Annotated in this window: 19 protein-coding genes; 3 read left to right on the top strand and 16 right to left on the bottom strand. The window is 53.9% G+C overall.

Features of this window, described 5'->3' with window-relative positions; all coding sequences use genetic code 11:
• The first annotated feature begins 19 nt into the window (after positions 1-19).
• Positions 20-1,399: a sigma-54 dependent transcriptional regulator gene (locus tag Q4606_RS15415; protein ID WP_303608080.1), complete on the top strand. Its 1,380-nt coding sequence runs from the start codon at positions 20-22 to the stop codon at positions 1,397-1,399.
• A gap of 83 nt (positions 1,400-1,482) precedes the next feature.
• On the top strand, positions 1,483-2,040 hold the full coding sequence (locus tag Q4606_RS18220; protein ID WP_368497982.1) for a GspH/FimT family pseudopilin: 558 nt from the start codon (positions 1,483-1,485) through the stop codon (positions 2,038-2,040).
• Between the two features lie 11 nt (positions 2,041-2,051).
• Here Q4606_RS18220 and Q4606_RS15420 read toward each other — a convergent pair whose 3' ends face one another.
• The 13 genes from Q4606_RS15420 to murJ all read right to left on the bottom strand — a co-directional run bounded on the left by Q4606_RS15420 (position 2,052) and on the right by murJ (position 16,418).
• Entirely contained in the window at positions 2,052-2,480 is a 429-nt protein-coding gene (locus tag Q4606_RS15420; protein WP_303597541.1) for a type IV pilin protein, read from the bottom strand.
• Complete coding sequence (locus tag Q4606_RS15425) at positions 2,477-2,818, bottom strand: hypothetical protein (protein WP_303597540.1); 342 nt, start codon at positions 2,816-2,818, stop codon at positions 2,477-2,479. Before Q4606_RS15425 ends, Q4606_RS15420 begins: the two co-directional genes overlap by 4 nt.
• Before the next feature lie 43 nt (positions 2,819-2,861).
• Positions 2,862-6,230 (bottom strand): pilus assembly protein, encoded by a 3,369-nt coding sequence (locus tag Q4606_RS15430; RefSeq protein WP_303597539.1) that lies wholly within the window; start codon positions 6,228-6,230, stop codon positions 2,862-2,864.
• On the bottom strand, positions 6,227-6,796 hold the full coding sequence (locus Q4606_RS15435) for a PilX N-terminal domain-containing pilus assembly protein (protein ID WP_303597538.1): 570 nt from the start codon (positions 6,794-6,796) through the stop codon (positions 6,227-6,229). Before Q4606_RS15435 ends, Q4606_RS15430 begins: the two co-directional genes overlap by 4 nt.
• Before the next feature lie 15 nt (positions 6,797-6,811).
• Entirely contained in the window at positions 6,812-7,921 is a 1,110-nt protein-coding gene (locus Q4606_RS15440; protein WP_303597537.1) for a PilW family protein, read from the bottom strand.
• Positions 7,922-8,332 carry a type IV pilus modification protein PilV gene (gene pilV / locus Q4606_RS15445; RefSeq protein WP_303597536.1) on the bottom strand — a complete coding sequence of 137 codons (411 nt, stop codon included), beginning with the start codon at positions 8,330-8,332 and terminating at the stop codon, positions 7,922-7,924.
• 13 nt (positions 8,333-8,345) lie between these two features.
• The gene (locus tag Q4606_RS15450) at positions 8,346-8,801 is read right to left on the bottom strand and encodes a GspH/FimT family pseudopilin (RefSeq protein WP_303597535.1); all 456 of its coding nucleotides are present in this window, start codon (positions 8,799-8,801) and stop codon (positions 8,346-8,348) included.
• A 183-nt stretch (positions 8,802-8,984) separates the two neighbouring features.
• On the bottom strand, positions 8,985-9,938 hold the full coding sequence (ispH, locus tag Q4606_RS15455) for a 4-hydroxy-3-methylbut-2-enyl diphosphate reductase (RefSeq protein WP_303597534.1): 954 nt from the start codon (positions 9,936-9,938) through the stop codon (positions 8,985-8,987).
• A gap of 2 nt (positions 9,939-9,940) precedes the next feature.
• Entirely contained in the window at positions 9,941-10,393 is a 453-nt protein-coding gene (fkpB, locus tag Q4606_RS15460; RefSeq protein ID WP_303597533.1) for an FKBP-type peptidyl-prolyl cis-trans isomerase, read from the bottom strand.
• Positions 10,394-10,398: 5 nt separating this feature from the next.
• Positions 10,399-10,923, bottom strand: a complete 525-nt coding sequence (gene lspA, locus Q4606_RS15465; RefSeq protein WP_303608081.1) for a signal peptidase II — start codon at positions 10,921-10,923, stop codon at positions 10,399-10,401.
• The gene (gene ileS, locus Q4606_RS15470; protein ID WP_303608082.1) at positions 10,923-13,742 is read right to left on the bottom strand and encodes an isoleucine--tRNA ligase; all 2,820 of its coding nucleotides are present in this window, start codon (positions 13,740-13,742) and stop codon (positions 10,923-10,925) included. The genes lspA and ileS overlap by 1 nt, the downstream gene beginning before the upstream one ends.
• Positions 13,743-13,765: 23 nt before the next feature.
• Positions 13,766-14,743, bottom strand: a complete 978-nt coding sequence (gene ribF / locus Q4606_RS15475) for a bifunctional riboflavin kinase/FAD synthetase (protein WP_303608083.1) — start codon at positions 14,741-14,743, stop codon at positions 13,766-13,768.
• A gap of 82 nt (positions 14,744-14,825) precedes the next feature.
• Positions 14,826-16,418: a murein biosynthesis integral membrane protein MurJ gene (murJ, locus tag Q4606_RS15480; RefSeq protein WP_303608084.1), complete on the bottom strand. Its 1,593-nt coding sequence runs from the start codon at positions 16,416-16,418 to the stop codon at positions 14,826-14,828.
• Positions 16,419-16,717: 299 nt separating this feature from the next.
• Here murJ and rpsT point away from each other — a divergent pair, with 299 nt between their 5' ends.
• Positions 16,718-16,987, top strand: coding sequence for a 30S ribosomal protein S20 (gene rpsT / locus Q4606_RS15485; protein ID WP_303597528.1), 270 nt, complete (start codon positions 16,718-16,720; stop codon positions 16,985-16,987).
• A gap of 69 nt (positions 16,988-17,056) precedes the next feature.
• Here the strand turns inward: rpsT and proB are convergent, their stop codons facing one another.
• The 3 genes from proB to rpmA all read right to left on the bottom strand — a co-directional run bounded on the left by proB (position 17,057) and on the right by rpmA (position 19,840).
• The gene (proB, locus tag Q4606_RS15490; protein ID WP_303608085.1) at positions 17,057-18,181 is read right to left on the bottom strand and encodes a glutamate 5-kinase; all 1,125 of its coding nucleotides are present in this window, start codon (positions 18,179-18,181) and stop codon (positions 17,057-17,059) included.
• A gap of 58 nt (positions 18,182-18,239) precedes the next feature.
• On the bottom strand, positions 18,240-19,430 hold the full coding sequence (gene cgtA / locus Q4606_RS15495) for an Obg family GTPase CgtA (RefSeq protein WP_303608086.1): 1,191 nt from the start codon (positions 19,428-19,430) through the stop codon (positions 18,240-18,242).
• Between the two features lie 146 nt (positions 19,431-19,576).
• A complete protein-coding gene (rpmA, locus tag Q4606_RS15500) occupies positions 19,577-19,840 on the bottom strand; it encodes a 50S ribosomal protein L27 (RefSeq protein WP_144780029.1) in 264 nt (87 codons plus the stop codon).
• Positions 19,841-19,857 lie beyond the last annotated feature (17 nt).

Consider the following 19,857-nt stretch of genomic DNA (forward strand, 5'->3'; position numbering starts at 1 on the left):
ACGGAATTGATAGAACAAGATGACCACCCATACAGCTCTGATTGTTGACGACGAGCCCGACATCCGGGACCTCCTCGAAATTACCCTTACACGGATGGGTATTAAAACCCTGACTGCTGCAGATCTCGCAGGTGCATTCAGACTACTGGAGCAGCACACTCCCCAGCTTTGTCTGACAGACATGAACCTGCCAGACGGCAACGGCATAGAGCTGGTGCAATGGATCCAGCAGCACCGACCGGACACGCCCGTTGCTGTTATCACCGCTTATGGCAACATGGATACGGCAATTGAATCGCTGAAAGCCGGCGCATTTGACTTCGTCTCCAAGCCGGTCGAGCTCTCCAGGCTCCGGGAACTGGTAAACAGCGCCCTGAAGCTATCGGAGCCAAGCCCTGTTATCGATGACAACAACGATGAGCCAGGCCTTCTGCTAGGCAATTCTGCGCACATTAAGAAGTTACGCAACCAGACCCGAAAACTGGCGAGAAGCCAGGCACCTGTCTTTGTCAGTGGTGAGTCCGGTAGCGGTAAAGAGCTGGTCGCGCGGATGATTCACTTGCAGGGCCCTCGCAACACCGGGCCTTTCATTGCCGTAAACTGCGGTGCAATTCCGTCAGAGTTGATGGAGAGCGAGTTTTTCGGGCATAAAAAAGGCAGTTTTACGGGCGCTGTCGAAAACAAAGACGGGCTCTTCCGCTCCGCCGACGGCGGCACGCTGTTTTTGGACGAGGTGGCCGACCTGCCCCTCGCCATGCAGGTAAAACTGCTGCGCGCCATTCAGGAAAAAGCGGTGCGCCCGGTAGGCGACACCAAAGAACTGTCCGTCGACATAAGATTACTGAGTGCGACCCACAAAAATCTGGCAGAGCTGGTTCAGGAAGGCAGCTTCCGACAGGATCTGTTTTACCGGATTAATGTCATCGAGCTTGCTGTACCTCCCCTTCGGGATCGCAAGGACGATATCGCGCTTCTGGCAAACCACATACTTGAACGCATTGCCCGGGAATACGAGTGCGATGCGGCAACACTCACCGAGACCGCAATCAATCGCCTGAAAGAGCATGATTTTCCTGGCAACGTACGGGAGCTGGAAAACATTCTCGAGCGCGCCTTTACCCTGTGTGATGCCGATAAGATTAGCGCTAATGATCTGCATCTTGGCAACGGCCTGGGCTGCGGAGGGGGCGGCGCCAATGGCGCAGCGACTGCAGACGCCAGCCCGGCTTTAGTACCGGAGGGTGACATTGATCTGGAGGGCTACCTGGAGTCAATCGAACGACAGGCTATTGAAAAAGCACTGGAGGCGACCCGCTGGAACAAAACGGCGGCGGCGAAGAGGTTGGGGATTAGTTTCAGAGCATTGCGGTATCGGTTGAAGAAGTTGGGGATGGAGTAGTTTTCAAGGTATCTTGTATACCTTATCGCAGCGGCACGCAGGATGCGTTCGCTAATTAATCACTGTTACATGGATGTTGGACAATGCTTGCTCACAAAAGTCGTGGCTTTTCACTTTTGGAATTAATGATTGTGGTGGTTATCGCTGCAATTCTCGTAAATATCGCGCTACCCTCATTCACATCCCTCATCAGCAATCAGGAACGAAAAGGCGCCTTGCATGACCTGATGGGGGTGTTTGCGTTTGCCAGGCAACATGCTGTAATGCACGGGGCCATTATCACGGTATGCCCGCTTGACGCCACTCGCACTTGTGGCAGAGATTGGAATGGCAACATTCACGTTTTTCTGGATTCTGACAACACCAGAAAACTAATCGCAAATGAAAACCTTCTCAGAACCATTTCCCCAAGCGGCAACGGACGCCTTATAGCCCGCTCGCTAAACCGAAGTTTTTTTCAATTCAGACCTACCGGATTCATACACAGCGACTTGGGTAACATTACATGGTGTCCCGAATCGCGAGATCCCGCGTTAGCAGGCCAGATCATAATCAGTCGGGGCGGTCGGGTAAGAATTGCCAGGGATACGGATAATGACGGTATCCCTGAGGACTCACAAGGCCGACCACTTCACTGTTAGCCTGGCCACCGCTACCAACAGTTAGTTCCGGACGTCGATGTTTTTGCTCCTGTCTGGGCCAACCTTAATGTCCCACAATCATCGTTCGCCTGATCGCCTGCCGGAACGGCTTGCACTGAAAAGGCATTTGCCGTTGCAGCGCCATTCAAGCTGAAATTGTAAAAAGCCGTTCCGTTTCGCGGAGACTGGGTAAACGGCAATACCGGCTGATTGCCACCCTCAAGGTAAGAGAAGTCCGCCGCATATTGCCGCTCCATCCATTGCGCAAGCTCCATAAGATCCGCCTGAGCTGTCGCCCTGCGAGTCTGTCGAACATTGTCCACGTAGGAGGGATAAGCGATTGCGGCAATGATTCCAATGATTGCCACGACAATCATCAGTTCGATCAGCGTAAAACCGGCTGCTCGCCCCCGGTAGCCCGTGCCCAGATTAATGTTCAAAACGTATCCACTCCCTGCAACACCAAACGTCCATCATCACCCTTGTACTCAGCAACAACATTTAACAGGCGTTGCCCCTCCCGAAGGATAGCCATCGCACTACCTGCTGAAATAACCTGGTTATTGACGGTGACAGAGCCTTCGAGGAAGTATTCACGGTCATCTATAACGATCCGGCTATCTTCCCGATAGACGGCGTCGAGTACCGCGTACTGCGCTCCCTCGACGCCTGAATCACTATAACCCTGGGAATCAGGAGTCACCCTCTCCTGGGCCACTGAGCTCAGGCTCCACACGCCCAGAGTCGTTGCAACAATGATCGAAAATAATATTCTCATGCAGTTATCCTCTATTATCTGATCGGTGACGTTTCCGGCCGGCCTATTCGTTTACCAGCTCGTTCCAGCCACGTCGCCCTGCGTTGGCCACGGATCCGCTAAGAGGCGGAATCTCAACAACGTCCACCGCGTCATCATCATCACTGCCCGGAGTGAAGCGGAAATTACCCAAAATAGTAGATTGGTTCGGTAAGCCGCTGCTCCGGTACCCCGCAACCTTATCTCCGAATTTAAGGAAAGCACGATTTTCAGGAGTCCGGCCATCCAGACCAAATGCCATCAACCAACCACTGCCGCCGCCAAGGCAGGGGTTTTGATCCGGGATTGTAGTGTTCAGATACAGGAACTCTCCACGAACCTGAGGGCTGACCACAGCTCTCTCCCCGTTCGTAGGCAGATCAACGTACCAGCCTTTGACCGTTGTAAAGTCCATTGCATCGCCAGTCGAATAGCGAACGTCAGTAGTTACACCGGAAACCTCCAGCGTTCCCTGGGTGATACTGCGTGACTCCAGGCTGCTACGCGTCAGACCAGAACTACCTCTGTCCCAGATACCGTACACAGACTGAGTATCATTGGAAGTAACATCGTTTGCCTCCAGGTATTGACCTGTACCGAAATAAATCATCAGGTTCGGAAGGTTACCTGCACGGGAAGTTGTACTGTTTGCCGCCGCAACTGGCGCCGCTGTAATCGGCTGATCAGACCCTGCAGTAAAAACAGGTTCTGGAGATCCACCCGATTGATAGGTCGAGGCCCAGGTACCGGTGCCACTCAGTTTCGCGGCCCATAGATTGCCATCCAGGTCACCTGCATAAACACGATCTACCAGATAGTCACCCGTGGTGTCGAGGGCCAGCAAAGGAGAAAGGCCGTCACCGCCACCTTCAAACTCGACATAACGAACATCAGCAGCATCCCAGGTGCCGTCCATTCCGCCCTCAATATCGAGCATGAAAAATCCGGTACTGGCTGTATCGGAGTTATATCCATTAGATACAAAAGCAGTCCAGCGTGTATCTGTGCCCCATTTTGTCACACCGATGATAGGGGCCTGAGTAACATAACCCATACGGCTGTCATCAGTACCTGTAAACTCCCAGAGCACAATTTTTTCGGCATTTGCTTCAGAAAAACCGGAAGGATCGGTAACGTCCAGAGCAAAAATACCTTTTGCGCCTGCACGACCACCACCAACGATGATACTTCTCCAGTCTTCATCCGTAGTCAGAGAGCCATCAATCTCCTTGCCCTTGGTAAAGATGTCCTGCTGACGGATTTCCAGATCCACATAGTACCGATGCTGATAGGAGGGATCTGTCAGGAAGTGCAACCCGGCATTGTTCGCAGTCGAGTTATAGACAAACCCTGGAATGTACGCGAGCACTTCATTACCCCCGCTCGCCGTTCCGCTAAAACCATGGAGCATTCCGTCATTGGAACCGGAGTACACAACCGGCGCACGTGACTCGTTATCTTCGACAAAATCGGAGAAGCGCTTGGATGTAGTTCCGAAAGGCGCCGAATCAGGCCATATCCCTCGAGGCGCCGCAACATACTCCGGTGAGGAATTAACAATTGATCCCAGGCGGCTACCACGTTTACGCCATCCAGTGGTCTCATCAAAAGACAAGTCCCCTCGAATATAAGCAAGCCGCTGCTCAGCAACGGTATCGCCGACACTTCCATACCGGAGGTCATTTTTCTGGCTGGCAGACAGATCATCCCACCGGAATCCTTTTGCTCCATTGCCAAAGGTAACGATTACCCTGTCATCGGTCGACAGATCCCGGTCATCGAGAATAGTCCGTGCAGACCAGCCGTCACCGTTCGCTATTGCGTCGTTCATGTCAGGTACAACAGGGTTCGCCGCAGTACCACCTAACTCCGCCGCTTTCAGGTCACCCGTCCATCCGTTAGGGTCGAACTGGGATGCAAAAATCAGCGCGCCCTCCTGGAAAGAAGAAACGTCGAACTCAACCGCTGTGGAAGAACCAGCTTCAGCAACAATATCTCCGACAGTTCCCGCAAGCTCTGTGGCAAAACTTTCCGGGTCTGCCGCACTAAAGAACCCGCCTCGCCCATTAACTGCAGCGTGGATCATATCGTTTACTTTATCTTCGTTTGATGATCCACCCCACCAGTCAATATAGGTTCCGGTTTTTATGGCATTGAACGCGGCAACAGGATCAACCGATCCTTCTACACCCAGCCCCACGGTATAAGTCGACATGTGCTGCCAGAATGCGGGGTTCTTCTCAGAGGTTGGCACATAATTATTTATGTCCGTTCTCAGATCCCGCTTCCAGTAATACATTGAGACATCGGCTAGCGAGCGACGGCTTCCATCCTCAAACGGGTCGCCCTTAATATACTGGAACGAATCACCTTTGTTGTTCGATATTGGAGAGCCATCCTCATCATCTGCCCAGTCAATATCTTCATCTGGATTGCTACCGTTGTAATAACCATCAGACATCAAAATCGTATAGGCCAGCCGGCATTCCCGAACTGGGTTGGTGTTACTTACGCTCTTACTCGGATCATCCGACCAGGCTTTCTCGCTGCGTTCGTAATACCTCCCTGCGCCTTCCAGAGCCCGCCTCAAAGGCGTGCCGCCACTAGAGGGCGCATCATAAAGCCAGTCGATAAAGTCTTCTCTCCTGTCGGTGCTATATTCTCTTACGCCCTCTTCAACCGCACGGATACTAGAGGCGTCGTCCACTGAATGAGAGCCTCGGTTAATACGCCCCCAACCAAGACGAAAGCTCTCTGGCAGGTTGTAGAATGCCGTGCTGATGCCAGCCCTCGCGGCTTTAACACGCGTGTTGTAATACGAATACCAGTTTGCAAAATTCGTTTTCTCGCTTTCGGACAGGCCATTAACCGAAACATAGGTATAACAGCTATCCTGCCTGGGATTTGCATCGCAGGATGAAGAGCTATTGAATTGCCAGTAAAAACCACCGCCCTCAACGTTGTAGTTTCTGATCGCAAATCTATCACTCAAGTCTGTAGAGCCACTGCCGCTGCTGTACCCATTATAGGGTGCTGAGGTGTAAGAAGAGTTAGGAAGAGTTCCCGTTCCGTCTGCCTGAAGAGGGGGGCTGTATGTCACAGCGGGGTTGTACCAGATTTTGTTAACTTGCGAAGAATAGTAAAATCGATAATTCGCATTTTCACCATCCTGGTCGCCGTTTACACTCTGTATGCTGTAATAGCCACTTATATCATCCGGCATATATTCCCAGGCCATGGAACCTGAGTCATCCAGAATAAACATCAGATTCGGTGCCACCGCACTCCCGATAAACAAGGGTTCCTGCGCAAAATCAGGCCGCGCAGAATAGCCCGCAGTGGGAAGAACGAGTAAAGCAGCAGACACCATAACTTTAAGATCTAACGTGCTCATGGATTACCTCCTCCCAGCCCAGTGGGCAGAAATACATAAAAACCCTCAAGTAAGCGCATGCTCGTACCCGAAGGTCCGGCGGTTCTTACAAGGATACGTGCGTAATCAAATTCAGCGGAGCCCTCCGAACCATACTGGCTGAAGTCCCGTGGCAGCTGAGCTTCAGCATCCACGACAACCTTGCCCTTGTACTCAAACATATATAGAGGGGTAACACCGCCCACCGCAGTCCCCTTAATTGCCTCCTTGGGATCACCGGAGCCATCCAGCTCCCAGCTCTCCGACGCGAACGGAGACGGCGCCAGACCGTTGGGATCGGTTCCATCATGAAAACCAGTTACCGAGCCAAAATCGTCCAGATCAGAGAGGCCGTCGAGTGTTGCTTCGGCTTCACGCATGGCCGTTTCCGCAGTCTCCAATGCCAACATACCGTCTCGCTGAGCCGTCGACATACGCTCCTGCATGATACTGCCCTGCATTCCCGAAACCGCCAGTAAAGTCAGCACCAGCAATATCACCAGTGACAACAACAGCGCTGCACCCTTCTGTTTGTTCGCTATTTGCATATTTGTACCATCCTTCTAGAACGGATTTCTGAGAGTATTGGAAAATGTGTATACCCTATACATCCGCTCGTCTCCCGCCGTTGTCAGCTTGCTCGTATCGGTGACACAGTCCTCCCACCCTGGGAAGCAATAGGTTTGAGTGCTGTCCATAACGTTATCACTCGGTGAAGCTATCAGGAGGCTTACCTCCACCGCGAGCACATCATCCCAGCTAGTAACCGCCGAAGCCTCGCGCCAGTTCTGAACACCCGCCGCAACCGTGCCTTCGCCAAACCGCACGCTCATATCCTCAACACCAGCGACCAGTTCAATATCTGTTCCGTCAGCCTGTCTCATGAACAGGGAACTGCCACCGTCCGCAGCTGTGCCAATAAAATAGGCTTCGCTGTAAGGCTCAAAAATCTCCGTGCCTTGCGCATAAACAGTGCTCAGGCATGATCCCACTGACGTGCATGCGAGCGGAATATTCCCACTCAGATCATTTCCCGGGTTACCATCGGCACCTGCACTGTCATCAGCTTTCAGTGTGATGTCGTTACCGGAGGTGGTAAGTTCCGATATCTGGAAAATATCGCCCATCTCGCAATTAGTGATGTATGCCAGATCGTTAACGACCAGACTGCCAGGATCATCCGCACCATCTTCATCGCTATCTTCAAGCTGGATGTCATTGGTAGCGGTCAAATCAGCACCCAATTTCACAATTGCTCCAGGACGCCTTACCCCGGTGACATTAATAAAATCCGTGCCTGCAGTAGCCGCACCCGGACGTTCGGTATAACCACCGGTTTCTGTGGCCGATACGCCCAAGGTAACAAAACCATGCCGAACCTCATCGTATTCGCCATCGGTACTGTCCAGGCTATTGGTTATGCCATTTACAGGGAAACAACCAAAAAAGCCTGCATTACGAATGGCACGGGACAATATATCTACTGAAATCCGCCCAGACTCCAAAGATCTGGCTGCGGCCTCGTTATGGCGAAACGACTGGCTGTTGGATGTAAAAACCTGAACAAGCCCCACCGTCAGCAATGTACCAAGCAACAACGCGATCATTAACTCAATTAGCGACAACCCAGTTTGGGTTGCCGGATTCACTGAAAACCGGAAGAGGCGCTTCATTTACAATCTCGCATCCACAGTCAAAGTTTGGGTTACCAAGCCATCAGCAGCAGCTGAATTCAAGGAATCTCGCTCTACCCAGGTCACCTCCACCTCAGCGGAAGTTGCGGTTCCGTTCATGGTCACCTTAAGATCGGCTCCCGCCCCAAGATCGGCCAGCATTTGTGCTTTCAGGCTATCCATCTGGGCTGTGGAAAGCGTGGCACCACCATTCGACCGCAATCGTTCCGCAACCGTCTGAGCATACATGGTGGCTTCAGAGCGCAGCGTCGAGTTGACAGTTTGTTGCATGGACACCAACTGGACACCAGCCACACCCAGGAGGCCTATTGCGAGCACCAAAATCGAAATCAGAACCTCTATCATGGTGAATCCACGCTGAGGCTTTCCTGACAAAAGGGGTTTTATCATCGTGACAACCTCATTATGGACAAGTGATCCGCGCCGATCTGATCTGGCCACCGGCAGTTATTCTTACTCTGGTCCCATCTTCACCAGATGCCCTGCATACACTGAATTCCGAACCACCACTCAGCAGTAAACCAGTTGCACCGAATCTTGGATTACCCCCGTTCGTCAGAGCAATCGTGAACTGGCCTGATGCACCCTGAAATTCACTGATCACTGACCCACCATCAGTGACCTGATAGCTTTCGGTGAAAGTCGGATTAGGCACCAAAGACACCGGCCCACCTAATCGAACTGCCTCGGCACGCGCGGTGTTCAGCGCGCCCACCAAGTCGTTGGTGGTTGTCGTGAGCTGGTTACTTTCGATAAGCCGAGAGAAATTCGGCACCGCAATAGCTGCGACAACTCCCAATACCGCCATAAGTACGAGGAGCTCTATCAGAGTAAAACCATTTCTGAACTTGACAGACATAGACTCATCATCCTGTTCTTTTAGTCAGAGGATAAACAGGCCGGCACAATCAAGCTAGTGCGGCGTGATAAGCGGACACTCAGGGGGGATAAACGGTAGAAGGGCGCTCAAAACGAGGCTTGCATCACAATTTTTCTGTAATCCTAGCCTCGCATTTATTGCAATGCTTCTAAGAAAGCATCGTTAGGAAACATTGACGGCATCAATCCGCAATTCCTTAGGCATAGAAAAAACAATATTCTCCTCACGCCCGGCAATCTCTTCGGGCACGCTGCCCCCAAGGTCCTGCAGGCGGGCAATCACATCGTTAACCAGCACTTCTGGCGCCGAGGCACCCGCGGTAACGCCGACTGATTCTTTGCCTTCCAGCCACTGCGGATCAATCTGCGATGCTTCATCAATCAAGTAAGCCGGCGTACCCATGCGCTCCGCCAGTTCACGCAGGCGGTTGGAATTGGAGCTGTTGGGTGAGCCCACAACCAGCATCAAGTCACAGTCACCGGCAAGCTGCTTTACTGCATCCTGCCGGTTCTGGGTGGCGTAGCAGATATCGTCTTTACGTGGGCCCTCAATGTCCGGGAACCTTTCGCGCAGTGCGTCAATAACCCGGGCGGTGTCGTCCATGGAAAGCGTGGTCTGGGTAACATAGGAAACATGTGCCGGGTCGCTTACCTCCAGACGCGATACGTCATCTTCGTTCTCGACCAGATAAATATTACCACCGTTACTGTGGTCGTACTGCCCCATAGTACCTTCCACTTCCGGATGGCCCTGGTGCCCAATCAGCACGCATTCACGGCCATCCCGGCTATAGCGCATGACTTCCAGGTGCACCTTGGTAACCAGCGGGCAAGTGGCATCGAATACCTTCAGGCCACGGCGGGCAGCCTCACTCTGCACTGCCTGGGATACTCCGTGCGCGCTGAAGATAACCAGTTTGTCGTCTGGCACTTCATCCAACTCATCTACAAAGATTGCCCCGCGGTTGCGGAGGTTGTTGACCACGAATTTGTTATGCACAACCTCGTGACGAACGTAAATGGGCGCGCCAAACACATCCAGAGCGCGATTTACGATCTCGATGGCGCGATCCACACCTGCACAAAAGCCACGGGGGTTTGCCAGTCTTATTTGCATAATCAGTGCGTCTGCCCTGCCGGTTCTACGTCAATAACTTCGATATCAAAAGTCAGTGTACGCCCGGACAACGGGTGATTGAAGTCCACTTCCACTTCATCGCCTTCTACCCGGCTGACCACCCCGGGCAACTCTTGCTGGCGCGCATCGGCAAAGGAAATCATAACGCCGGGATCCAGCACCATATCCGCACTGAATTCGTGCCGCTTGAAGGTCTGTACATTATTGGGGTTTCGCTGACCAAAAGCCTTCTCCGGTGGCACCTGGTGACTGGCCTTGTCGCCGGCCCTCATGCCCATCAGGTAGGACTCAAAGTTTTCCGGCAGGCTTTCGTCACCGATTTCCAGCGTTGCAGGATCTTTATCGAAGGTAGAATCGATAACTTCACCGCTATCGAACTTCAGCGCAAAGTGCAGGGTTACGCGCGTCCCCTTATCTACAGGCAATTCTTTCATGGGCTTTATTCGCTCCCGTTCTCAGGCGTGCCGGATTCAGCAGGCTTGCGGAACATATCAATGATCATCATGGCGGCACCTATGGTAATCGCGGTATCAGCCAGATTGAATGCGGGAAAGTGCCAGTCCTGCCAGTAGAAATGCAGGAAGTCGACAACATAACCGTGCACAACCCGGTCGTATACATTACCGAGCGCCCCACCGAGGATCAGTACGATAGCAATGGCCGACCAGGTCTCATGACGCTGAAGATTTCTCAGCCAGCCGACCAGTACCATGCTGACCACGAGCGCCAGCGTTACAAAGAACCAACGCTGCCAGCCGGCCGCTCCCGCCAGGAAACTGAACGCTGCGCCGGTGTTGTGCAGGAGCGTCAGGTTGAACATGGGAATCACCGGCACCGGATTGCCGTAGGTGAGCATGGCTGTGGCCATGGCTTTGGTGCCGAGATCAAGAGCAATCACCAGAACCGCCAGCCAGAGCCACTTCAATTTGCTTCCCGTTACCTGCTCATCCATTGCCAATTCCATCAGGCAAACGAGCGGGTTTCACCCGGCCCTTCAACATTCGTAATACAGCGGCCACACAGGTCTTCGTGGGCAGTATTCGTTCCCACATCTTCCCGGTGATGCCAGCAACGTTCGCACTTGGCGTAAGTCGCCGGAGTCACTTTCACCAGCAACCCCTCATAGCTGGTCGTCTCTGCCCCGCCTGCTTCCGATACCGGCCTCACGATTGCTTCGGAGGTAATCAGGACAAAGCGAAGCTCTTCCCCGAGAAACTCCAGATCAGCCGCCAGTTCACCTTCGCAATAAAGCGTAACCTCAGCACTCAGTGACCCTTTGATTTCACCACGGGCACGGGCTTCTTCCATGCATTTATTCACCGCTTCTTTTACACCGTATATCCGGCGCCAGTAATCCCTGCCAAGTTCGACATCGTCAGGAAGCGCTGTAAGGCCCTCATACCAGGTTTCGTAGAACACGGTATCGCCGCGCTCACCCGGCAGGTGCTGCCAGATCTCATCAGCCGTGAAACTCAGAATTGGAGCAATCCAGCGCACCAGGGCTTCGGCCACGTGATATAGCGCCGTCTGGCACGAGCGTCGCGCCAGGCTGTCGGCCTGAGTGGTGTACTGGCGGTCCTTGATGATGTCGAGGTAAAAGCCTCCCAAGGTCGCTTCACAGAAGCTGTACACTTTCTGATAGATGCGCAGGAATGCGTAGTTCTGGTAGTCCTCATGCAGTTCGTTCTGCAACTGGAGAGCGCGATCCACCATCCAGCGATCCAGGGCAATCATATTTTCCGGAGCAACCATGTGCTGCTTCGGATCAAAACCTGTGAGATTGCTCAGCAGGAAGCGTGAGGTATTACGGATACGCCGATATCCGTCGGCAGTTTGCCGCAGGATATCTTTGGAAACTGTCATCTCGCCGCTGTAATCAGTAGCAGAAACCCACAGGCGGAGAATATCGGCACCCAGCTCATTCATGACTTCCTGAGGCGCGATCACGTTGCCCAGGGATTTGGACATCTTCAGGCCTTTGCCGTCCACGGTAAAACCGTGAGTAAGCACCTGCCGGTATGGCGCAACTCCGTTCATGGCAATGGAGGTTTTCAGAGAAGACTGGAACCAGCCACGGTGTTGGTCAGAGCCCTCGAGGTACATATCAGCAGGGAACTGACCCAGTTCCGGGCGCACCCGCAGAACAGATTCGTGGGTCACCCCGGAATCGAACCACACATCCAGCGTATCCAGAACCTTTTCGTAGTGATCGGCATCGTCACCCAGCAGTTCGCTGGCATCTATTTCATACCAAGCATCAATGCCGCCGGTTTCGATAGCCTGAGCCACTGTCTCAATCAGACTCTGGGTATCCGGGTGCAATTCCTGAGTTTCTTTGTGGATAAACAGCGTAATCGGCACGCCCCAGGTGCGCTGGCGTGAGATACACCAATCCGGGGACTGCTGGAACATCGCCTCAATACGATTCTGCCCCCAGGCAGGCACCCAGCGCACGCCCTTGATGGCTTCAAGTGCGTCTGCGCGGAGATTCTCTTTATCCATACTGATGAACCACTGCGGCGTTGCGCGGTAGATCAGCGGCGTTTTAGTGCGCCAGCAATGGGGGAAGCTGTGGCGGAACTTTTCCTTGCGCACGAGCTTGCCTTCGCGAGCCAGTGCCTCACAGACCGGATCGTCCGCTTTATAAACATGGATGCCCGCAAACTCACCGGCAGCACTGGTGTACGTGCCGTCAGCCTGCACCATGTTTAGCGTACCAATGTCGTAGGATTTACCCACGACAAAGTCTTCCATACCGTGATCCGGTGCCGTATGTACTGCACCGGTACCCGCATCGATAGAAACATGGTCACCCAGAATTGCAGGTACCTGCTTATCGTAGATCGGATGTTGCAGGGATAGATTTTCAAGGTCTGCGCCCAAACAGGTGGCCAGCACTTCAAAATCCGCAATCTCCCAGCGCGCCATCACACCATCAACCATGGCGGCGGCGAGAATCATGCGCTCGGGACCATTGCCCGCGTCAACCTGCACCAGCGAATATTCCAGGTCAGCGTTCAACGACACAGCCTGGTTGGCTGGAATGGTCCAAGGTGTAGTGGTCCAGATAACGATGGACACCTCACCTTCGCCTTTGTCGGTACCAAACAGCGACAAGGCTTTGGCCTGATCAACAGCAGTGAAGCGAACATCGATCTGCGTTGAAGTTTTGTCCTGATATTCCACTTCGGCCTCAGCAAGCGCGGACTGACCGACCACACTCCAGTAAACCGGTTTGAAACCACGAACCAGATGGCCCTTGGCGACGATCTTGCCCAGAGCACGAACAATGCCGGCTTCCACTTTCGGATCCATGGTGAGGTAGGGCTTATCCCACTCACCCATAACTCCAAGGCGTATAAAGTCAGCTTTCTGGCCAGCGATCTGTTTGGTCGCGTAATCGCGGCACGCCTGACGGAAGGTCTTGTAGTCGACCTTCACTCCAGCCTTGCCGATTTCCTGTTCGACCTTGTGTTCAATAGGCAAACCATGGCAATCCCAACCCGGCACGTAGGGCGCATCGAAGCCCATAAAGCCACGGGATTTCACGATCATATCTTTCAGGATCTTGTTAACCGCGTGACCAATGTGAATACTGCCGTTGGCGTAGGGAGGGCCATCGTGAAGGATGAACTTTTCACGCCCTTCGCGCTGCTGGCGCAGATTGGCGTAGACGTCCAGATCCTGCCAGCGCTTGAGCATCTCGGGCTCGCGCTTGGCCAGGTTGCCGCGCATAGGAAACGCAGTTTCCGGCAGATTCAGAGTGTGCTTATAGTCGCTCATGGTTTGTGTGCGTACTCTTTTGGTCAGTTTGAGTCAGTGATGTTCTGCCTGGGATGTTCGGTCAACCATACTCTGGCAGAGTCGAAGTCCCTGGCTATCTGCGCTTTCAGCGCATCGATGGAGTCGAACTTTTCTTCATCCCGCAGCTTGTGGCGGAAAACAACGTCAATATGCTGGCCGTAAAGTGTGCCAGTAAAGTCAAAGAGGTGCACTTCCAATGCCGGCTGTTTACCATCCACTGTCGGGCGCAAGCCGATATTTGCAACACCGTCCTGCGTCTCACCGCTCTCAAGTCTTGCGCCGACCACATAAACGCCACGCAATGGCGGCATCTGGCGCAACAGGATATTGGCAGTAGGCGATCCGATACTGCGCCCCAACTGTCTGCCATAAACGACTCGTCCGACTATGTGATAAGGATGTCCAAGCAGGGCCTCGGCCTTTTCCAGCTGGCTTTCCAGAAGCAGGTTTCGGATACGGGTACTGCTTACACGCTCATCAGCAACGGATACTGTGTGGGTATTTTCCACAGAAAAACCGACAATTGCCCCCACCGCCTCAAGTAACCGAAAATCTCCAGCACGATCGCACCCAAAGCGGAAATCATCGCCAACAACGAGATGGCGCACCGCAAGCCCTTCGATGAGCACATCCTCGATAAAGCCCATACCGGAATAACCGCGAAAAGTTTCATCGAACTTCAGGCACAGCACGATATCAATGCCCGCCGCCAACAGGGCTCCCAGCTTATGTCGAAACCCCATCAACCTTGGCGGCGCCTCAAGCCCCTGAAAGAACTCCCTGGGCTGAGGCTCGAAAATGATCACAACCGAGGGCAAATCCAGCACCCGCGCCTTATTTTTGACCTGGTCAATAATGGTTTGATGGCCCAGATGGACGCCATCGAAGTTACCAATTGTAGCGACGCAGCCTTCTGCCAGCGGTGAATCCACCTGCCTGGAGAGTATTTTCAGGTTGGTCAGACCCCGGATCAGACGCATGCAATGCGAACCTTCATTTGCCAGTTGGCTTTCAGCGCTTGTCTGTGTGCAAGGCGCTGGTGAGAAAACGCGCGATTATACCTTACCTCTGCCGAAAATGTCTTACCCGCACCCCTGCCAACGCAAGAACGAGGAAGTAGGTACCACTGGCAGCCACGACCATCATTCCCATATGGAGCGAACGCTGAATTCCGTCTGCCGACAGCCAGCGCATGACCGGCATGTTCAGCCAGAGGATGACGGCAACCATGGCAGCATTCGCGAGACCGATCTGTACAAGATATTTTCCCCAGCCGGGCTGGCTTTGCCAGGCTCCCTGCCGCCTCAGCCCGCGCCAGAGCAGAACCGCATTAAGCCAGGCTGACAGCGACGTCGCCAGCGCCAGGCCAGCATGGGCCAAAGGCACGATGAGTGCCAGATTGAAAACCATATTGGCCACCATGGCGATGATGCCGATTTTCACGGGCGTACTGGTGTCCTGCCGCGCAAAAAAACCCGGCGCCAAAACCTTGATAACCATGAAGGCGAGCAAGCCCGAAGAATAGGCCCGCAGGCTCTGAGCCGACATGGCGACATCTCTGTCCGTAACCTCGCCATAGTGAAACAGGGTTGCAATTAACGGCTCTGCAAGCAACCCCAGAGCCAGCGCAGAGGGAACGCCGATGATCAATACGGCGCGAACAGCCCAATCCAGCGTGGCGGCAAACTGGTCTGCAGAGGCTGCGGCATGTTTACGTGACAAGCTGGGTAGAATGACAGTCGCAATGGCAATTCCGAAGACACCCAGGGGCAACTCGGAAAGCCGGTCGGAATAATACAGCCAGGATACACTTCCCGTTTGCAGAAAAGACGCCAAAACCGTGTCCAGCAGGAGATTGATCTGGCTGACGGAGACACCGAAAAGCGCCGGCACCATTAGTTTGAGAATGCGACTGACGCCTTCGTGCCGATAGTCAACACGAGGTCGCGGCATAAGCCCCAGTCGCATCAGGAAAGGCAACTGGAAAAACAACTGAAGCGCACCAGCAATGAACACACCCCAAGCCAGAGCCATGACCGGCTCGCTCATCAACGGCGTGAGATACACAGCAGCACCGATCATGGCTAGATTGAGTAAAACCGGCGTAAATGCGGGCACTGCGAAACGGTCGTAGCTATTGAGAATGCCGCCAGCAAATGCTGTAAGGGAAATCATCAATAAATAAGGAAAGGTGATGCGCAACATATCGCTCGTCAGCGCAAATTTGACGTCATCATCCAGGAAGCCTGGAGCAAAGACGGCGGTCAAAAGCGGCGCACCGAGCATCGCAACCAGGGTTATACCCAGCAGAACAAGGCCTAGAGAGCCGGCAACCGCATCGACCAAACGCTTCACGTCAGAGGCCGGGCGATTCTCCCGATAGGATGACAACACAGGTACGAACGCCTGAGAAAACGCACCTTCCGCAAAAAGCCGGCGTAAAAAGTTGGGGATTTTGAAGGCAACAAAGAAGGCATCAGCTCCGGCCCCGGCGCCAAAATAGCGCGCAATCACCATATCCCGTACCAGACCCAGCACCCGGGATAACATGGTCATCACCCCGACCAAACCGGATGACCTGAGCAGGCCCGGGGCTTTGACCGGTAACTGTTTCTCCGGCGGCTGCGCCGGTGATTTATCGGGTTGCGATGGCATGCGGGCTTCTATCCGGGTTGCGCACTCTTTCGGCCGGGTATTTCGGGAATTACCTGCTTCCCTCCTGAACCCGTATCCAGCGAGCCGGGAGTTTACCACAGCCCTTTTGGATCATGGGATCAAATGGGCTTTGGTATTGACATTTACAGGTTTGAGCGGCATAGTTCCGCGTCATTTATTTCGACGCGCTGGTTATGGGCGCGCCCGCGATTTCAGGAAGCCTCTGGTTAACGTTTTGTTCAGAGTTTTCCGTACGAATCATTCAGTAACGAATTTTAAGTACTTTCAGGAGTTTTACGGTGGCAAATACCCCGCAAGCCAAAAAGCGCGCACGTCAGAACGAGAAAAACCGCAAGCACAACGCAAGCCTGCGTTCCATGACTCGCACGTACATGAAAAAAGTTCAGACCAAAATTGAGTCTGGCAACTACGAAGAAGCCCAAGCCGCATTTCAGACTGCCCAGCCTATTATGGACAGCATGGTTAACAAAGGCATCTTCACCAAGAACAAGGTTGCTCGCCAGAAGAGCCGCATGAGCGCCAAGATCAAAGCGCTGAAGAGTGCCTGATAGCGCCTTGCGCTAACCAAAAGCTCTTGTTGCGATAAAAAAACCGGCTATCAAGCCGGTTTTTTTATTTCAGACAATCACCATATTATCCCGATGAATCATTTCTTCATCAGAAATATAGCCCAGAACCTCTGCAATACTGCTGCTTGAATGGCCCGCTATTGCCTTGGCCTCAACTGCGTCGTAATTCGCCAGCCCACGCGCAACCTCACACCCTTTCTGATCGACACAGGACACCATCTCGCCTCGGCGAAACTGCCCGGCAACGCCCTTGACACCAACAGGCAGAAGGCTGCGCCCACCCTGGCGAAGCACCTTCACTGCACCGTCATCCAGTGTCAGCTTACCCCGGGTCTGTAAATGGCTGGCCAGCCACTGCTTGCGCGCTGCAATACGCCCCTGCTCGGGAAGCAGCAGAGTGCCTAGAACGTCACCCCGGCGAAGCCTCGCAAGCACACCTTCTTCACGGCCACCCGCGATTACCGTAAAGGCTCCAGAGCGCGCAGCCAGGCGCGCAGCGCGCACCTTGGTCTGCATACCGCCACGACCAAGCGCACCAGCGCTCCCGCCAGCCATCTCATCCAGCTCACGATCACCGGCAAGGCCCTCCGTCACCAATCGGGCATCGGGGTTTTTGCGTGGATCCTTATCGAACAGTCCTAGCTGATCGGTCAGGATAATCAGACCATCCGCCTCAACCACGTTGGCAACCAGAGCGCCGAGCGTGTCGTTATCACCAAAGCGGATCTCGTCGGTAACTACCGTATCGTTTTCGTTTACGATAGGCACAACACCAAAGTCCAGAAGGGCCCTGAGCGTACTGCGCCCATTCAGATAGCGCTTGCGGTCGGAAAGGTCATCGTGGGTCAGCAGAATCTGGGCGGTATGAATACCGTGGCGTTTGAACTCAGCCTCCCAAGTCTGGACCAAACCCATCTGACCGACCGCAGCAGCAGCCTGAAGCTCATGCAGTTTTTCCGGGCGTTTTTTCCAGCCAAGACGACTCATGCCTTCAGCGACCGAGCCGGAAGAAACCACAACCAACTCCACACCCTGCTTAACCAGCGCTGCCATCTGATCTACCCAAAGCCCGAGCGCCGGTACATCCAGGCCACGACCATCATTGGTCAGCAGAGCACTTCCGATTTTTACCACCAGGCGTCGAGCCTGGGGCAGCTGAGCGCGTTCAGTCATGATTCAGACACTGTATCTTTCTGATTATCGGGATGGCCCCGGCTATGAAACCCTGAATTTACTCAGGCGCATACACCACTTCAACGTCGTAATCGTCATCGTCAAAGTCATCGTCACCTTCCTCACGGGCCGCACGACGAGCCAGCTTTTCTTCCTCAATACCAATGCGGGCTTCTTCGTCCATACGCCTGCGCCTAGCAGCTTCCTGCTCGGCAATCTCGGGATTTTCAGCCTCTTCCTCTGCACGTTCTTCGATCCAGCGCATAACCGCTTGCGTCAACGGCTTGGTGCCTTCACCGCTCAGTGCAGAGATACGGAAAACCGGACCCTGCCAATCGAGCTCATCAATGATAGCCTGGCAATGAGCCTCACGGTCCTCCTCCGGAACCATATCCACCTTGTTCAGCACCAGCCAGCGATCGCGGCCAGCCAGAGTTTCACTGAATTTTTCGAGTTCATGGGCAATCGTTGTCACAGCTTCAGCCGGCGAGGAACCATCGAAAGGCGCCACGTCCACCAGGTGCAGCAGCAAACGGGTGCGCACAAGATGCTTGAGAAAGCGAATACCCAGGCCCGCGCCTTCTGCAGCACCCTCAATCAGCCCGGGTATGTCCGCGATAACAAAACTCTGGTGCGCCTGCACACTGACCACACCCAAATTCGGCACCAGTGTCGTAAAGGGGTAGTCAGCCACTTTAGGTGTCGCAGCTGACACAGAACGAATAAAGGTGGACTTGCCGGCGTTGGGCAAACCCAGAAGACCGACATCCGCCAGAACTTTCAGTTCCAGGCGCAGGTTCCGGAGCTCACCCTCAGAGCCTTTGGACGTTTGGCGCGGTGCACGGTTTATCGACGATTTGAATCGGGTATTCCCAAGGCCATGAAACCCACCCTGGGCCACCTTCAGGCACTGACCAACGCGGGTAAGATCGCCAAGCACTTCGTGGGTGTCCACATCAACCACTGTGGTACCGACCGGCACCGGCAGCACCAGATCCTCGCCTTTGGTTCCGGTGCAGTTGCGCCCAGAACCCTGCTCTCCGCCCGGCGCCTTGTGTTTACGCTGGAACTGGTAATCGACCAGTGTATTGAGCGAGTCGCTCGCCTCGAGATACACGGAGCCACCATCACCGCCATCACCCCCATCAGGGCCACCCCTGGGAACGTATTTTTCACGCCGAAAGCTGAGGCAGCCATGCCCGCCGTTACCGGCCTCAACGATGATTGTGGCTTCGTCTACGAATTTCATGAATCAACCCTTTGCGCGTAGCGCATAAACTAAAAAGCCCCGCAGCCTCAAGGAAGCTTTGCGGGGCTCCGGGTGGCTCTGACTTCTAACTGTGACAGCAGAATATCAGGACTACCCAAGGTTCGACAGAACCGGATCGCCGCTGCTTAGGCAGCAGCCGGAACGATACTTACGAACTTGCGGTTCTGCGGACCTTTCACTTCGAACTTGACCTGGCCGTCTGCTTTCGCGAACAACGTGTGGTCTTTGCCCAGGCCAACATTTACGCCTGCGTGGAAACGAGTTCCGCGCTGACGAACGATAATGCTGCCTGCAGATACTGATTCGCCGCCGTAGCGCTTCACACCAAGTCGTTTCGACTCGGAATCGCGACCGTTACGGGTACTACCTGCTGCTTTTTTATGAGCCATGACAAGCCTCCTGATTA

The sequence above is a fragment of the Marinobacter sp. 1_MG-2023 genome, assembly GCF_030549045.1.
GTDB lineage: Bacteria > Pseudomonadota > Gammaproteobacteria > Pseudomonadales > Oleiphilaceae > Marinobacter.